The following is a 15,532-nucleotide window of genomic DNA, read 5'->3' as shown; positions in this document are numbered from 1 at the left end:
CGAGTGAAGCAATGCTTCGAGCCAACGGGCCGGGCCCGTTCATGACGACGCAACACAGGGTGGATGATGGTGTTCAGGAACCTGACGATTCGTGCGCGCATCGGTTTGACGATGGCGTTTCTGGCGGTACTGCTGGCTGTCACCGGCGTGCTCGGTCTGCACGGGATGACGCGATCTAACGATTCGACGCGCGAGATTTTCACGAACCAGATGCCGAGCGCGGTCGATGTGGCGATGGCGGAAATGTTCGCCGCGCGCGAGCGCCTCGCACTCGACCGTGCGGCGCTGCTGGCCGGCACGCCCGACTCGGCAGCGGCCATCGAGCGCAGCCGCGCGATGCGGGCGCAATCGGACGCGTGGTGGCAGAAATACCTTGCGCTGCCGCGCGACGCCGACGAGGACCGGCTCGCCCAGGACGTCGCCGCCCGGCGCAAGGTGCTGCAAAGCAGTTGCGACGCGTTCGCGAGTGCGGTCGCGGCCGGCGATCACGACCGGATCGGCGACGGCGCGAAGCAGCTTCAGGCGCGCTATACCGAGCTGGCCACGGCCGGCGAAGCGCTGCGCAGCGCCCAGTTCACCAATGCACAGGCGCGCTTCGATCAGGCGGAATCGGTGTTCGAGACGATGCGCGCGCTGTCGGTCGTCGTGCTGCTGGCCGGCATCGGCGCCGCGGTGCTGTCGTGGCTGACGCTGAGCCGCGCGATCGGCCGCCCGATCGCCGACGCGCTGTCGCATTTCGATGCGATCGCCGCGGGCGACCTGCGCCGGCCGATCGTCGTGGACCGCCGCGACGAGATGGGCCAGATGCTGGAAGGCCTCGCGAGGATGCAGCGCGGGCTCGTCGACACGGTACGCACCGTGCGCGGCGGCAGCGAGTCGATCGCGACCGCGGCCCGCCAGATCGCGGCCGGCAACATCGACCTGTCGTCGCGCACCGAGGAACAGGCCGCCGCGCTGCAGGAAACCGCGTCGAGCATGGAGCAACTGACCGGCACCGTGAAGCAGAACGCGGACAATGCGCGTCAGGCAAGCTCGCTGGCCGCGAATGCGTCCGAGATTGCAAACAAGGGCAATACGGTGGTCGGCCAGGTGGTCGGCACGATGGGCGAAATCAACGACAGCTCGGCGAAAATCGCGGACATCATCGCGATCATCGAGGGAATCGCGTTCCAGACCAACATTCTTGCGTTGAATGCGGCCGTCGAAGCCGCGCGGGCCGGCGAGGAAGGCCGGGGCTTCGCGGTCGTCGCCGGCGAAGTGCGCAGCCTCGCGCAGCGTTCGTCGAGCGCGGCGAAGGAAATCAAGGCGCTGATCGACGCGTCGGTGGAGCGGATCCGGACCGGCTCGACGCTGGTCGACGAAGCCGGGCGCACGATGAGCGACGTGATCAGCGCGGTCCAGCGCGTGACGGACATCATGGGCGAGATCGCGGCGGCGTCCGAGGAGCAGAGCGGCGGGATCGACCAGGTGGCGCGCGCGGTCACGCAGATGGACGAGGTCACGCAGCAGAATGCCGCACTCGTCGAGGAAGCCGCGGCTGCCGCGCAGTCGCTCGAAGAACAGGCGGCCCGCCTGCGCGAAACGGCGGCGGTATTCCAGCTTGACGACGGAGCGGTACGCGCGGGCGCCGTCGTTGCGGTGGCGGCGCGTCATGCGCCGCGCACGCCGTCCGTCCCGTCCCCCGCGCCGGCTGCCGCGCGCGTCGAACGCGACGCCGCGCCGAAACGCGCGGCCGCTGCAACGACGGCGCCGGCGCGCAACCCTGCCGCCGTCTCGGCTGCGCCTGCGCCCGCGCCGGCCGCCGCGACCGCCGGCGGCGACGACTGGGAGACGTTCTGATCCGCGCGCGCCGCGTATCTATCCCCATTTGGTGACGAACGACGCCCGCGATTGCGGGCGTCGTCGTTTCTGCGACCGATCGAATGTGACAGCGCGGCCGATCGATCGTGGAACGGCGCGTGCGTCGCGTCGCACGTCATGCACCGAGGAATCGTCCGGAATGCGCTGCGTGCGCGTCATGTTCCCGCGTTCGTCGTACGGGTATGTCCGTAAGGGACTGCGAAAAAAATTTGTAACGGTGCGCGCGGCGTGTCATCGCACGCGGCCGCTTGAACGTATAGGGATGAAGGGGAGAGGCGGCGACGTCGGAGGTGTCCAACGCACGAGACGTTTCGATGCTCGACGAGACGCGGCGGATGCAGTTTCTGCGGCTCGGGAGGTCGATTGTAAAACGACGAAATGCGTTGTCCAAGCGGTGTTGTCGAGAATGACGAACTTCATACGAAGAGTTCGTGAAAAAAAATAAGAAAGGGTTTAGGATGAATTCGAACGCGCTTGCTTCTGCGCAGTCAGACGAAGGCAGGCACGTCTTCAGACTCAGGCGAGGGAGGTAGCATGGATATTTACAGCAGCTTCGCGAACCGCTTCGAAAAAACGCGAGAGGAAGAGCTCTCGCTGGAGGAGTATCTCGCGCTCTGCAAGAACGATCCATCCGCGTACGCGACGGCTGGTGAACGCATGCTGGAAGCAATCGGGGAACCTGAACAGATCGATACCCGCAACGACCCGCGCCTGTCGCGGATCTTCGCGAACAAGGTCATCAAGGTGTATCCGGCATTCCGTGAGTTCTACGGAATGGAGGAGGTGATCGAGCAGGTGGTCGCATACTTCCGCCACGCTGCGCAAGGTCTTGAAGAGAAGAAGCAGATTCTCTATCTGCTGGGCCCGGTGGGCGGCGGCAAGTCGTCGATCGCCGAGCGCCTGAAGCAACTGATGGAACGCGTGCCGTTCTATGCGCTGAAGGGCTCGCCCGTCAACGAATCGCCGCTCGGGCTGTTCGACTACGACGAGGATGGTCCGATCCTCGAGGAACAGTACGGCATTCCGCGCCGCTACCTGAAAAGCATCCTGAGTCCGTGGGCCGTCAAGCGCCTGCACGAATACAACGGCGACATCCGCCAGTTCCGCGTGGTACGCCGCTATCCGTCGATCCTGCGGCAGGTCGGCATCGCGAAGACCGAGCCGGGCGACGAGAACAATCAGGACATCTCGTCGCTGGTCGGCAAGGTCGATATCCGCAAGCTCGAACAGTACGCGCAGGACGATGCCGACGCCTATAGCTACTCGGGCGGCCTGTGCCTCGCGAACCAGGGCCTGCTCGAATTCGTCGAAATGTTCAAGGCGCCGATCAAGGTGCTGCACCCGCTGCTGACCGCCACGCAGGAAGGCAACTTCAAGGGCACCGAAGGTTTCGGCGCGATTCCGTTCGACGGCGTGATTCTTGCGCACTCGAACGAATCGGAGTGGAAGGCGTTCCGCAACAACCGCAACAACGAGGCACTGCTCGACCGGATCTTCGTCGTGAAGGTGCCGTACTGCCTGCGCGTGTCGGAAGAGATCAAGATCTACGAGAAGCTGATCCGCAACTCGTCGCTCGCCGAGGCCGTATGCGCGCCGGGCACGCTGAAGATGATGTCGCAGTTCTCGGTGCTGTCGCGCCTGCACGAGCCGGAGAATTCGAGCCTGTTCTCGAAGATGCAGGTGTACGACGGCGAAAACCTGAAGGACACCGATCCAAAGGCGAAGTCGTACCAGGAGTATCGCGACTACGCGGGCGTGGACGAAGGGATGACCGGCGTGTCGACACGGTTCGCGTTCAAGATCCTGTCGCGTGTGTTCAACTTCGATACGAGCGAGGTCGCGGCGAACCCGGTGCATCTGATGTACGTGCTCGAGCAGCAGATCGAACGCGAGCAGTTCCCGCCGGAAACCGAGCAGAAGTATCTGTCGTTCGTGAAGGACGTGCTCGCGTCGCGCTACGCGGAGTTCATCGGCAAGGAGATCCAGACCGCGTATCTCGAGTCGTATTCGGAATACGGCCAGAACATCTTCGATCGCTACGTCACGTATGCGGACTTCTGGATCCAGGATCAGGAATTCCGCGATCACGACACGGGCGAGAGCTTCGACCGCGCCGCGCTGAACGCGGAACTGGAGAAGATCGAGAAGCCGGCCGGGATCAGCAATCCGAAGGATTTCCGCAACGAGATCGTGAACTTCGTGTTGCGTGCGCGGGCGGCGAACGCCGGCAAGAACCCCGTGTGGACGAGCTACGAGAAGTTGCGCGTCGTGATCGAGAAGAAGATGTTCTCGAACACCGAGGAACTGTTGCCGGTCATTTCATTCAACGCCAAGGGTTCGGCGGAGGAGCAGCGCAAGCATGAGGACTTTGTGAACCGGATGGTCGCGAAGGGCTATACGCCGAAGCAGGTGAGGCTGCTTTGCGACTGGTACCTGCGCGTGCGCAAGTCGTCATGACGCGCGCGGTATCGCGCCCGGACGGCGAGTCCGTACGGGCGCTTTCAGAGGCGCCGCCCGCATGACGGCAGACGGCATGCGCGGCGAGTGCCCCGGCAGATCGACTTTCGAGCGGGAGACCGGGAGTGCTTCATCAAATCATCGACCGCAGGCTGGCCGGCAAGAACAAGAGCATCGCCAATCGCGAACGCTTTCTGCGTCGCGTCAAGAACTACATTCGTCGTGCCGTGTCCGACGCGGTGCGCGACCGTAGCATCAAGGATATCCAGAGCACGCAGAGCATCACGATCCCGCGCAAGGACATCGCGGAGCCGAATTTCCGGCACGCACCCGGCGGGCGTCGCGAATACGTGCATCCCGGCAACGAGGACTACGTGCGCGGCGACAAGATTCCGCGTCCGCAGGGCGGCTCGGGCGGTGGCGGCAGTCAGGCGAGCAACGAGGGCGAAGGGCAGGACGACTTCGTGTTCGAACTGTCGCGCGACGAGTTCATGCAGTACTTCTTCGACGATCTCGAACTGCCTCGCCTCGTGAAGACGCACCTGCTGACGGTGCCGAGCTGGAAGAACGTGCGCGCGGGCTGGTCGGCGGAAGGCACGCCGAACAACATCGACGTCGTGCGTTCGCTGCGCAGCGCGCTCGGCCGGCGCATCGCGCTCGGCTCGCCGCTCGTCAACGAGCTGCGTGAGCTCGAAGCGCAGCTGGAAGCGCTGAAGAGCGACCCCGAAGACCGCCGCGCGGAAATCGCGACGCTCGAGGCCGAGATTCATCACCTGAAAGGGCGCATCTGGCGGATTCCGTTCATCGATCCGTTCGACCTGCGCTACATCAACCGCGTGAAGCAGCCGCAACCGTCGAGCCAGGCCGTGATGTTCTGCCTGATGGACGTATCGGGCTCGATGGACGAGCAGCGCAAGGATCTCGCGAAGCGCTTCTTCATCCTGCTTTACCTGTTCCTCAAGCGCAACTACGAGCGCATCGAAGTCGTGTTCATCCGCCACCACACGCGCGCCGAGGAAGTCGACGAGGACACCTTCTTCCATTCGACCGAAAGCGGCGGCACGGTCGTGTCGAGCGCGCTCGAACTGATGCGCAAGGTGATGGACGAGCGCTACTCGCCGACCGAGTGGAACATCTACGGCGCGCAGGCGTCCGACGGCGACAACTGGACTGACGATTCGCCCAAGTGTCGCAAAATCCTGGAAGAGGATATCCTCACCAAGACGCGTTACTTCGCGTATATCCAGGTCGCGCCGGAAGAGCAGAATCTGTGGCTGGAATACGCGCAACTGGCCCTGTCGCAACCGCATCTCGCGATGAAAAAAGTGGAATCGGCTGCGGACATTTACCCGGTGTTTCGCGAATTGTTCGAAAAGCAGGTGGAAATGTCATGACGACCCGCCATCTGCACAACGAGTCGCGCGGCTATGAGCCGCGCCCTTCCGGCGACGACACGGCCGGCCCTGCCGCACCGCAGCAACGCGCGCAGGCCGAACCGCCGCCGCCGGCCGCCGACTTGCCCGGTTCCGGGCAAAAGGAAGCGCGTATGAACGTTGCCGAACGCAAGCCGTTGCCGTGCCCGTCCGACTGGACGTTCGAATTGCTCGAGGAATACGACACGCACATCTCGCAGGTCGCCGAACAATACGAGCTCGACATCTACCCGATCCAGCTCGAACTGATCAGCGCCGAGCAGATGATGGATGCGTACGCGTCGGTCGGGATGCCCGTCAACTACCGTCACTGGTCGTTCGGCAAGCACTTCCTCGCGACCGAGAAGAGCTACCGCCGCGGCCAGATGGGCCTCGCCTACGAAATCGTCATCAATTCGAACCCGTGCATCGCGTATCTGATGGAAGAGAACACGATGACGATGCAGGCGCTCGTCATCGCGCATGCGGCGTACGGGCACAATTCGTTCTTCAAGGGCAACTACCTGTTCCGGCTGTGGACCGACGCGCATGCGATCATCGATTATCTCGTGTACGCGAAGAACTACGTCGCGGAATGCGAGGAGCGCTACGGCCTCGATCGCGTCGAGGAACTGCTCGACTCGTGCCATGCGCTGATGAACTACGGCGTCGACCGCTACAAGCGGCCGCAGAAGCCGTCGCTGTCGAAGGAGGCGGCGCTGCGGCGCGAGCGCGAGGCGTACCTGCAGTCGCAGGTCAACGAGCTGTGGCGCACGCTGCCGGGCAAGAAACCCGAACTGACGGAGGAGCAGGACGACCGCTATCCGTCCGAGCCGCAGGAGAACCTGCTGTATTTCGCGGAGAAGAACGCGCCGCTGCTCGAACCGTGGGAGCGGGAAGTGATCCGCATCGTGCGCAAGATCGGCCAGTATTTCTATCCGCAGCGGCAGACGCAGGTAATGAACGAAGGCTGGGCGACGTTCTGGCACTACACGCTGCTCAATACGCTGTACAACCAGGGGAAGCTGGAAGACGGCTTCATGATGGAGTTCCTGCATTCGCACAGCAACGTGGTCTATCAGCCGCCCGTCACGAAGCCGTACTACAGCGGGATCAATCCGTATGCGCTCGGTTTCTCGATGATGAGCGACATCCGACGGATCTGCGAAGCGCCGACGGAGGAAGACTACAAGTGGTTTCCGGAGATCGCGGGCACGCCGTGGCTGCCGGCGATGCACTACGCGATGCGCAACTTCAAGGACGAGAGCTTCATCGCGCAGTACCTGTCGCCGAACCTGATTCGCGAGATGCGGCTCTTCTCGGTGCTCGACGACGACATGCGCGATTCGCTCGAGGTATCGGCGATCCATGACGATTCCGGCTACCAGTACGTGCGGCAGGCGTTGTCGCGGCAGTACGACATCCATCATCGCGAGCCGAACATCCAGGTGTGGGCGGTGAACACGCGCGGCGACCGCAGCCTCACGCTGCGCCACTTCATGACCGACAACCGCCACCTGTCGAGCGACAGCGACGAAGTGCTCAAGCACATGGCGCGGCTCTGGCAGTTCGACGTGTATCTGGAAAGCGTCGACGAGGCCGGCACCGTGCGCAAGCGCTACGAGTGCCGCTACGTGCCGCCGGAAGTGCGCGTGTGATCGTCGCCGCAGTCGGAAATGTTTGCATCGAACGCCAGCCTTCGGGCTGGCGTTTTCATATGACGAACGCGAGGCGGGAGAAAAATTTTCTACATCGGGACGAACCCGGAGCGCCTGTTACTTTACATTTCGCTAAAATCTCGTAGCGCCGTGCGCCGGAACCGGTGCCACGTGCGACCGCACGCGGCGGCCCCAGCCGTCTCGCCCAGAAAGTACTAAAAGGAACAGACCAACCCATGGACGTCCAGACCGACCAAGCTGCGCTGTCCGCGCATGACACCCGGCGGCGCGTGTTCGCCATCGTCGGCGCCTCATCGGGCAACCTCGTCGAGTGGTTCGACTTCTACATCTACTCGTTCTGCGCGCTGTACTTCGCGCCGGCGTTCTTCCCGAGCGGCAACACGACGACGCAGCTGCTGAACACGGCCGGCGTGTTCGCGGCCGGCTTCCTGATGCGTCCGATCGGCGGCTGGCTGTTCGGCCGCATCGCCGACCGTCACGGCCGTCGCGCGGCGATGATGATCTCGGTGCTGATGATGTGCGGCGGTTCGCTCGTGATCGCGGTGCTGCCGACCTATGCGCAGATCGGCGCGCTCGCGCCGGCGCTGCTGCTGGTCGCGCGCCTGTTCCAGGGGCTGTCGGTGGGCGGCGAGTACGGGACGAGCGCGACCTACATGAGTGAAGTCGCGCTGAAGGGCCGTCGCGGCTTCTTCGCGTCGTTCCAGTACGTGACGCTGATCGGCGGCCAGCTGTGCGCGCTGCTGGTGCTCGTGATCCTGCAGCAGACGCTGTCGGCCGGCGAGCTGAAAGCGTGGGGCTGGCGTATTCCGTTCGTGGTCGGCGCGGCGGCCGCGCTGATTTCGCTGTACCTGCGGAAATCGCTCGACGAGACGTCGACGAGCGCATCGCGCGACAAGAAGGACGCCGGCACGATCCGCGGCGTGTGGCAGCACAAGGGCGCGTTCTTCACCGTGGTCGGCTTCACGGCCGGCGGCTCGCTGATCTTCTACACGTTCACGACGTACATGCAGAAGTACCTCGTGAACACGGCCGGCATGCACGCGAAGACGGCCAGCAACGTGATGACCGTCGCGCTGCTCGTCTACATGCTGATGCAGCCGGTGTTCGGCGCGCTGTCGGACAAGATCGGCCGCCGCACGTCGATGATTTTGTTCGGTTCGTTCGCGGTGATCGGCACGGTGCCGCTGATGCATGCGCTGAAGGACGTGACGAGCCCGGTGGCCGCGTTCGTGCTGATCACGGTTGCGTTGGCGATCGTCAGCTTCTACACGTCGATCAGTGGCCTCATCAAGGCCGAGATGTTCCCGCCGGAAGTGCGTGCGATGGGCGTCGGCCTGTCGTATGCGGTCGCGAACGCGATCTTCGGCGGCTCGGCCGAGTACGTCGCGCTGTGGTTCAAGTCGATCGGCAGCGAGGAAACGTTCTACTGGTACGTGACCGTGCTGTGCGCGATCTCGCTGATCGTGTCGTGGCGCATGCGCGATCCGAGCAAGGAAGGGTATCTGCGTCACGAGCCGTGATCGGCCGCGCGTCGCGCGTACTTGCATGATGACGAACGTCCCGCCGGTTGGCGGGACGTTTTTTTGCGGCGTGCGATTCCGCACGCGCCGGCATGAGCGTGCCGCGTCATATCGATATGGAAATCGATTCGTTGTCCATGACGGGCGATTTCCTTAATCTGGCTGCGTAGTTCGTGTGACACCTCCTTGACTGGGATTCGCGCCCGCTGCTTGCAGCGGGCGTCTTTTTTTGTGTGGCCGCGTGCGTGACGGCAGCCCATGTGCCTCATCACGAAACCCGCAGAGCAAAGCACCATTTGTTGGTTCGAATTCGCCGCACGCGCTGATACGTTAGCGGCTTCGCGACGACACACTTCGTCGCGATGCGTTTCGAACCGTGCCGCCGCGCGATCCGCGGCGGCCTCCATAACAAATCAGGTCGTGCTCATGAAAATCAACACGCTCGCTACGTGGCTCATCGGGGTCGCGCTCATCACCGCAGGCACCGTCGCGCATGCGGACCGTCTGGACGACATCAAGAAGGCCGGCGTGCTGCGCGTCGCGACGTTCGACAGCAATCCGCCGTTCGGCTATGTCGACGCGAAAAGCAACCACATCGTCGGTCTCGACGTCGATTACGCGAAGGCGCTCGCCGACAAGCTCGGCGTGAAGCTGCAGCTGCAACCGACCAATCCCGCGAACCGCATCCCGTTCCTGACGTCCGGCAAGGTCGATCTCGTGCTCGCGAACTTCACGATCACCGACGAACGTGCGAAGCAGGTCGACTTCAGCATCCCGTATTTCTCGTCGGGCCAGCAGTTTCTCGCGAAGAAGGGCGTGCTGAAATCGGCCGACCAGCTGAACGGACTGCGCGTCGGCGCGGACAAGGGCACGACCAACGAGATCACGCTGCGCGAGAAATTCCCGAAGGCGACGATCGTCGCGTACGACGACACGCCGTTCGCGTTCGCCGCCCTGCGCGCCGGCAACGTGCAGGCGATCACGCAGGACGGCCCGAAACTGATCGGCCTGCTCGCGAACGTGCCCGACAAGCAGAACTACGAGATCCCGGCGTTCACGATCTCGAACGACTACATGGGCGTCGGCGTGCCGAAGGGCGAAACGCGCCTGCTCGGCTTCGTCAACGACACGCTGAAGGGGCTCGAGGCGAACGGCCGCGCCACGCAGATCTACGACGCATGGTTCGGGCCGACGACGAAAACGCCGCTCACGCGCATTTTCCGGATCGGCGACAAGACCTGATTCAGGCCAAGGCCGCACGCGCGCCGCGTTTGCGCCGGTATCCCGGCGTCGCGGCGCTTTTCGTTTTCTTCCGATCGCGCGTTTTGCGCCCGTAATACGACATGCTCGGGTTGGCTCCCAAATATCTGTCCTGGCTCTGGCAGGGCTTCCTGCTGACACTCGGCCTCGCGGCCGCGTCGGCGATTGCCGCGACCGTCGGCGGGCTGCTGCTCGCCGTGATGCGGCATGCGCGCGGCAGGGCGCCGCGCGCGGCCGCCGCCGCGTACGTCGTCGCGTTCCGCAACACGCCGCTGCTCGTGCAGCTGCTGTTCTGGTATTTCGGCGTCGCGTCGTTGCTGCCCGATACGTGGATCGCGTGGCTTAATGCGCGTCATGCGGTGAGCGTGGGGCCGTTCACGCTCGCGTGGCCGTCGTTCGAATTGGTCGCGGGCTGGGTCGGGTTGAGCGCCTATACGGCTGCGTTCGTTGCCGAGGAATGCGAAGCCGGCCTGCGCGGCGTGCGGCGGGCGCAACACGATGCGGCGGCCGCGCTCGGTCTCACGCCGATGCAGTCGCTGCGTTACGTGGTGCTGCCGCAGGCCGTGCGCATCGCGCTGCCGCCGCTGTTCGGCCAATACATGAATCTCGTGAAGAACTCGTCGCTCGCGATGGCGATCGGCGTGGCCGAGCTGTCGTATGCGTCGCGGCAGGTCGAGACCGAGACGTTCAAGACGTTCGCCGCGTTCGGCGTCGCGACGCTGCTGTACGTCGCGGCGGTGGCCGCGATCGAGGCCGGTGCGTATGCGGCCACGCAATGGCGCGACCGGCTCGGGGCGGGGCGCTGACGATGGATCTTTCGCTGCTTGTGTCGAATCTGCCGTACCTGTTGGTCGGTGCGTTTCCGGACGGCCCGCTCGGCGGCGCCGCGCTGTCGCTGGTGCTGGCGCTCGCGAGCGCCATTGCGTCGGCCGTGCTCGGCGTGGCGCTTGGCGTCGCGATGGCGCTCGCGCGCGGCCCGGCGCGCGTGCTGCTGCTCGCGTTCATCGGTTTCTTCCGCGCGATTCCGGTGCTGATGCTGATCTTCTGGACGTATTTCCTGATGCCCGTGCTGCTGCACATGGACGTGCCGGGGCTCGCGACGGTCGTGTGCGCGCTGGCGCTGGTCGGCGGCGCGTATCTCGCGCATGCGGTGCATGCGGGGATCGTCGCGGCGGGCGACGGGCAATGGCAGGCCGGGCTGTCGCTCGGGCTCACGCGCTGGCAGACGGTGCGCTACGTGCTGCTGCCGCAGGCGATCCGGATCATGACGCCGTCGTTCGTCAACCAGTGGGTCGCGCTCGTGAAGGACACGTCGCTCGCGTATATCGTCGGCGTGCCGGAGCTGTCGTTCGTCGCAACGCAGGTGAACAACCGGCTGATGGTGTATCCGGCGCCGATCTTCCTGTTCGTCGCGGTGATCTACCTGGTGCTCTGCACGTCGCTCGATGGCGCAGCGCGGTGGTTGTTGTCGCGGGGGGCGCAGGCGCGGCGTGTCGAGAGCACGGCGGTCGAACGGATCAAATCCTTGCAATGATGTAATCCCGATAAGCAATTACAAGAAATCTGATTACAGGTCGCATGCCGATTCGACCTCGCAATTCTGTCAGGGATTTTTTTGAACTGATGGGTGAGGTAAGATTCGCCCGGATTGTCGTTAACAATACCGTCGATATTTGCAGTCGACGGAGTATTTCATTATATAAAATATCGAGATAGTCGGATTGGCATGGCAGTAATCGACCGATGTATCGAGTCGTCTCGTCCGTCGCTTCTCGGCGACGATTGACACTCGTTGACGGTGCCTTTCCACGATTTCAAATAGATTCCACGCGATGTCCGAGGCCGTCAGAGCGGATCGAAAAAAATCGCGAGTAGACCAAGAAGATGAACAAAAACCATTATCGGCTGGTATTCAGCCGCGTACGGGGTATGCTGGTTGCCGTCGAAGAAACGGCCTGCAGCACGGGGAAAACAAATACGGGCGAGACTCGCCGTGTCGCCAAGCGCGGCGGCGAGCATCCGGCAGCGAAGTTCGCGTTACGGGTGACTGCATTCGGCGCGCTGGTCGCGGCCGGCGCGAATCCGATATGGGCGAATGCGCAGATCGTCGGCGGCGGGACTCACGCGCCCGCGGTGGTGCAGACGCCCAACGGCCTGCCGCAAGTCAACATCAACACGCCGAGTGCTGCCGGCGTGTCGCTGAACACCTATAACCAGTTCGACGTTCAGAAGAACGGCGCGATCCTGAACAACGCGTCGACGATCGTCAACACGCAGCAGGCCGGCTATATCAACGGCAACCCGAACCTGAGTGCGGGGCAGGCGGCGCGCATCATCGTCAACCAGGTCAACAGCACCGCGGCGAGCCAGATCAAGGGGTATGTGGAGATCGCGGGCAGCCGCGCGGAGATCGTGCTGGCCAACCCTGCCGGTATCGTCGTGGACGGTGGCGGATTCATCAATACCTCGCGCGCGGTCTTGACAACCGGCGTGCCGCAGTTTGGCGCGGACGGGTCATTGACGGGCTTCAATGTCAATCGCGGCCTTGTAACCGTGCAAGGTGCGGGCCTCGATACTTCGAGTGTTGATCAGACTGACATCATTGCCCGTGCTGTACAGGCTAATGCCGCGATCTATGCGAAGAATCTCAATGTAATCGCCGGTACGAACCGGGTTAATCACGACACGCTTGCCGCGACGCAGATCGCCGGTGACGGTCCTGCTCCTGCTGTCGCGATTGACGTCGCTCAGTTAGGCGGCATGTATGCCAATAGGGTGTTTCTGGTTGGCAACTCCGCAGGCGTTGGTGTCGCGAACGCAGGGACGATCGCGGCGCAGGCAGGCGATTTGACGTTGCAATCGGACGGCCGGCTCGTGCTCGCGGGCAAGACCACGGCAAGCGGCAACCTCGCGATGTCGGCCTCGGGCGGCATCCAGAATAGCGGCACCACGTATGCGCAGCAATCGTTGTCGGCGAACACCGCGGCCGATCTGACGAACAGCGGGACGCTCGCGGCGCAGCAGAATGCGACGGTCAACGTCGGCAGCGTCAACTCGACCGGCACGCTCGGCGCGGGTGTGAACAACGACGGTTCCGTCACGCACAGCGGCGACCTGAACCTGAGTGCGTCGGGCCAACTGACCGCGACCGGCCAGAATGTGGCGGGCGGTAACGCATCGCTGACGGGCGGCAGTGTGAATCTCGCCGGCAGCCAGACCGCCGCGAACGGCAATCTGTCGCTGAACGCGACGACCGGCGACGTGAATCTGTCGAACGCGACGACGAGCGCGCAAGGCGCCATTCAGGCGAACGCATCGGGCACCGTGATCAACGATCACGGCAGCCTGTCGAGCGGCAACAGCACGACGCTGACCGGCGGCAACCTGTCGAACCAGGGCGGCAAGGTGTCGTCGCAGGGGCCGCTGGCGGTCAACGTCGCCGGCCAGATCGCCAACCAGTCCGGCGAACTGGTATCCGAAAGCACGGCGGACGTGCGTGGCGGCGCCATCGCGAACAACCGGGGCACCGTTCAAAGCGCGGCTGGCATGACGGTGGCCGGTGTGTCGCTGGACAACACGGCGGGTCGGATCACGTCGCTCAACAGCGACGGCCTCTCCGTGACGACCAGCGGCCAGTTGACCAACGCATCGGGCACGACTGCAAACGGCGCGCAGGGCGGCGTGATCGGTGGCAACGGCGACGTCACCGTGCACGGCGGCAACGTTGCCAACCACGGGACGATGACGTCCAGTACGAATCTGCATGTCTCGGGACAATCGATCGACAATAGCGGTGGCGCTTTGCAGGCTACGCAAAAGGTGGCGGTCGATGCGGGCGCGCGTCTGATCAACAGCGGCGGCTCGATCGTCGCTCAGACGGCAGCGCTGACCGGCACGGCCCTCGACAATAGCGCGGGCGCCGTGAAGGCCGACAAGGTGTCGTTGAACGCGACCGACCTCGTGAATCACGGCGGCACGATCACGCAGATCGGCACCGGCGCGATGAGCGTGAACGTGTCGGGCACGCTGGACAATTCGAACGGCGGTACGTTGCAAACCAACAGTACCGACCTGACGCTCGCTCCCGCCTTGCTGGTCAATGACGGCGGCAAGATCACGCATGCGGGCACCGGCACGCTTACACTCGGCAACGGCACGGGATCAGTGTCGAACGTCGGCGGTACGATCGCGAGCAACGGGCGCGTGGTGGCGCAATCGGCCACGCTGAACAACACGGCCGGCTCGATCAGCGGCCAAACCGGCCTGTCGGCCACGGTCGGTAGCGCGCTGAACAATACGAATGGCAAGCTGCTGTCCAATACGGACCTTGGCATCGCTAGCGGTACGCTCGCGAACGACGGCGGCCAGATCGGCGCGACGACGAACGCGATGATCGACACGGGTTCGATGACGAACCTGGGTGGATCGGTCATCGCATCCAACGTGTCGGTGACGGCTGATTCGACGCTTGACAATAGCGGCGGCAAACTCGAAGCCAACCGACTCGCGTTGACCACATCGAACCTGACGAACCATGGCGGCACGATCACGCAATATGGCTCGTCGACCATGGCTGTCAACGTCAGCGGCACGCTCGATAACTCGGCAGCCGGTGTGATTCAGACGAACAGCACTGACCTTGCGCTGACTCCGGCTTCGCTCGTGAACGATCGCGGCACGATTACGCATGCGGGTACCGGCACGCTGACGATTGGCAATGGCACGGGGTCGGTGTCGAACGTCGGCGGCTCGATCGCGAGCAACGGGCGAGTCGTCGCGCAAAGCGGTTCGCTGAACAACACGTCGGGGGCGATCAATGGCCAAGCCGGGGTGACAGCGACGATCGCCGGCGCATTGAACAACACGCGTGGCAAGCTATTGTCCAGTACGGACCTTGCTGTTTCCAGCGGCAGACTGACGAACGACGGTGGTCAAATTGGCGCAAGCGCGAACGCGATGATCCACACGGGCGCGATGTCGAACCTGGGTGGTTCGATCGTTGCGCCCAACCTGTCGGTGACGGCCGACTCGACGCTTGACAACAATGACGGTTCGCTCGAAGCGAATCAGCTCGCGTTGAGCGCGTCGAATCTCACGAACCGCGGCGGCACGATTACGCAACTTGGCTCGTCGGCCATGGCTGTCAACGTCAGCGGCACGCTCGACAATTCGAATGGCGGTACGCTACAAACCAACAGCACGGACCTGACGCTTTCCCCTGCATGTTGATTTGCACGGAATCCTGACCCACCCTACGCAGTAATTTGCATCGAATATTGACCCACGTAGAACACTGACCTGCTCGGCAACGGGCAGGGGAACGGAGTGATCGACGTGGCTATAT

General features: G+C 63.6%; 8 protein-coding genes and 1 pseudogene. All 9 read left to right on the top strand.

The genetic code is table 11. The features are described 5' to 3' along the window. Positions 1-66 precede the first annotated feature (66 nt). The gene (locus HWX55_RS34635) at positions 67-1,839 is read left to right on the top strand and encodes a methyl-accepting chemotaxis protein (protein ID WP_175978943.1); all 1,773 of its coding nucleotides are present in this window, start codon (positions 67-69) and stop codon (positions 1,837-1,839) included. 555 nt (positions 1,840-2,394) lie between these two features. Continuing rightward, a complete protein-coding gene (locus HWX55_RS34630; protein WP_027784391.1) occupies positions 2,395-4,317 on the top strand; it encodes a PrkA family serine protein kinase in 1,923 nt (640 codons plus the stop codon). Positions 4,318-4,442: 125 nt separating this feature from the next. Then, on the top strand, positions 4,443-5,711 hold the full coding sequence (locus HWX55_RS34625) for a YeaH/YhbH family protein (RefSeq protein ID WP_006476064.1): 1,269 nt from the start codon (positions 4,443-4,445) through the stop codon (positions 5,709-5,711). Then, on the top strand, positions 5,708-7,387 hold the full coding sequence (locus HWX55_RS34620) for a SpoVR family protein (protein WP_124556420.1): 1,680 nt from the start codon (positions 5,708-5,710) through the stop codon (positions 7,385-7,387). Before HWX55_RS34625 ends, HWX55_RS34620 begins: the two co-directional genes overlap by 4 nt. Positions 7,388-7,623: 236 nt before the next feature. Next, the gene (locus tag HWX55_RS34615; RefSeq protein ID WP_050012591.1) at positions 7,624-8,928 is read left to right on the top strand and encodes an MFS family transporter; all 1,305 of its coding nucleotides are present in this window, start codon (positions 7,624-7,626) and stop codon (positions 8,926-8,928) included. Between the two features lie 426 nt (positions 8,929-9,354). Next, the gene (locus HWX55_RS34610; protein WP_175978935.1) at positions 9,355-10,170 is read left to right on the top strand and encodes an ABC transporter substrate-binding protein; all 816 of its coding nucleotides are present in this window, start codon (positions 9,355-9,357) and stop codon (positions 10,168-10,170) included. A gap of 101 nt (positions 10,171-10,271) precedes the next feature. Further along, entirely contained in the window at positions 10,272-10,994 is a 723-nt protein-coding gene (locus HWX55_RS34605) for an amino acid ABC transporter permease (protein ID WP_175978934.1), read from the top strand. 2 nt (positions 10,995-10,996) lie between these two features. Continuing rightward, positions 10,997-11,722 (top strand): amino acid ABC transporter permease, encoded by a 726-nt coding sequence (locus HWX55_RS34600; protein ID WP_175978933.1) that lies wholly within the window; start codon positions 10,997-10,999, stop codon positions 11,720-11,722. Positions 11,723-12,072: 350 nt separating this feature from the next. After that, positions 12,073-15,405, top strand: a pseudogene (locus HWX55_RS34595) (filamentous hemagglutinin N-terminal domain-containing protein); the annotation flags it as partial. Positions 15,406-15,532 lie beyond the last annotated feature (127 nt).

Source organism: Burkholderia sp. BCC1047, from assembly GCF_902833155.1.
Taxonomy (GTDB): Bacteria; Pseudomonadota; Gammaproteobacteria; order Burkholderiales; family Burkholderiaceae; genus Burkholderia; species Burkholderia sola.
Note: the sequence above shows the minus strand (reverse complement) of the source record. Positions and strands in the feature narration are given on the sequence as shown.

Excerpts from the sequence above, each read along its gene's own strand:
- HWX55_RS34600 (WP_175978933.1), top strand. The coding sequence starts at position 10,997 with ATGGATCTTTCGCTGCTTGTGTCGAATCTGCCGTACCTGTTGGTCGGT.
- HWX55_RS34620 (WP_124556420.1), top strand. The coding sequence starts at position 5,708 with ATGACGACCCGCCATCTGCACAACGAGTCGCGCGGCTATGAGCCGCGC.
- HWX55_RS34605 (WP_175978934.1), top strand. The coding sequence starts at position 10,272 with ATGCTCGGGTTGGCTCCCAAATATCTGTCCTGGCTCTGGCAGGGCTTC.
- HWX55_RS34635 (WP_175978943.1), top strand. The coding sequence starts at position 67 with ATGGTGTTCAGGAACCTGACGATTCGTGCGCGCATCGGTTTGACGATG.
- HWX55_RS34610 (WP_175978935.1), top strand. The coding sequence starts at position 9,355 with ATGAAAATCAACACGCTCGCTACGTGGCTCATCGGGGTCGCGCTCATC.
- HWX55_RS34615 (WP_050012591.1), top strand. The coding sequence starts at position 7,624 with ATGGACGTCCAGACCGACCAAGCTGCGCTGTCCGCGCATGACACCCGG.
- HWX55_RS34630 (WP_027784391.1), top strand. The coding sequence starts at position 2,395 with ATGGATATTTACAGCAGCTTCGCGAACCGCTTCGAAAAAACGCGAGAG.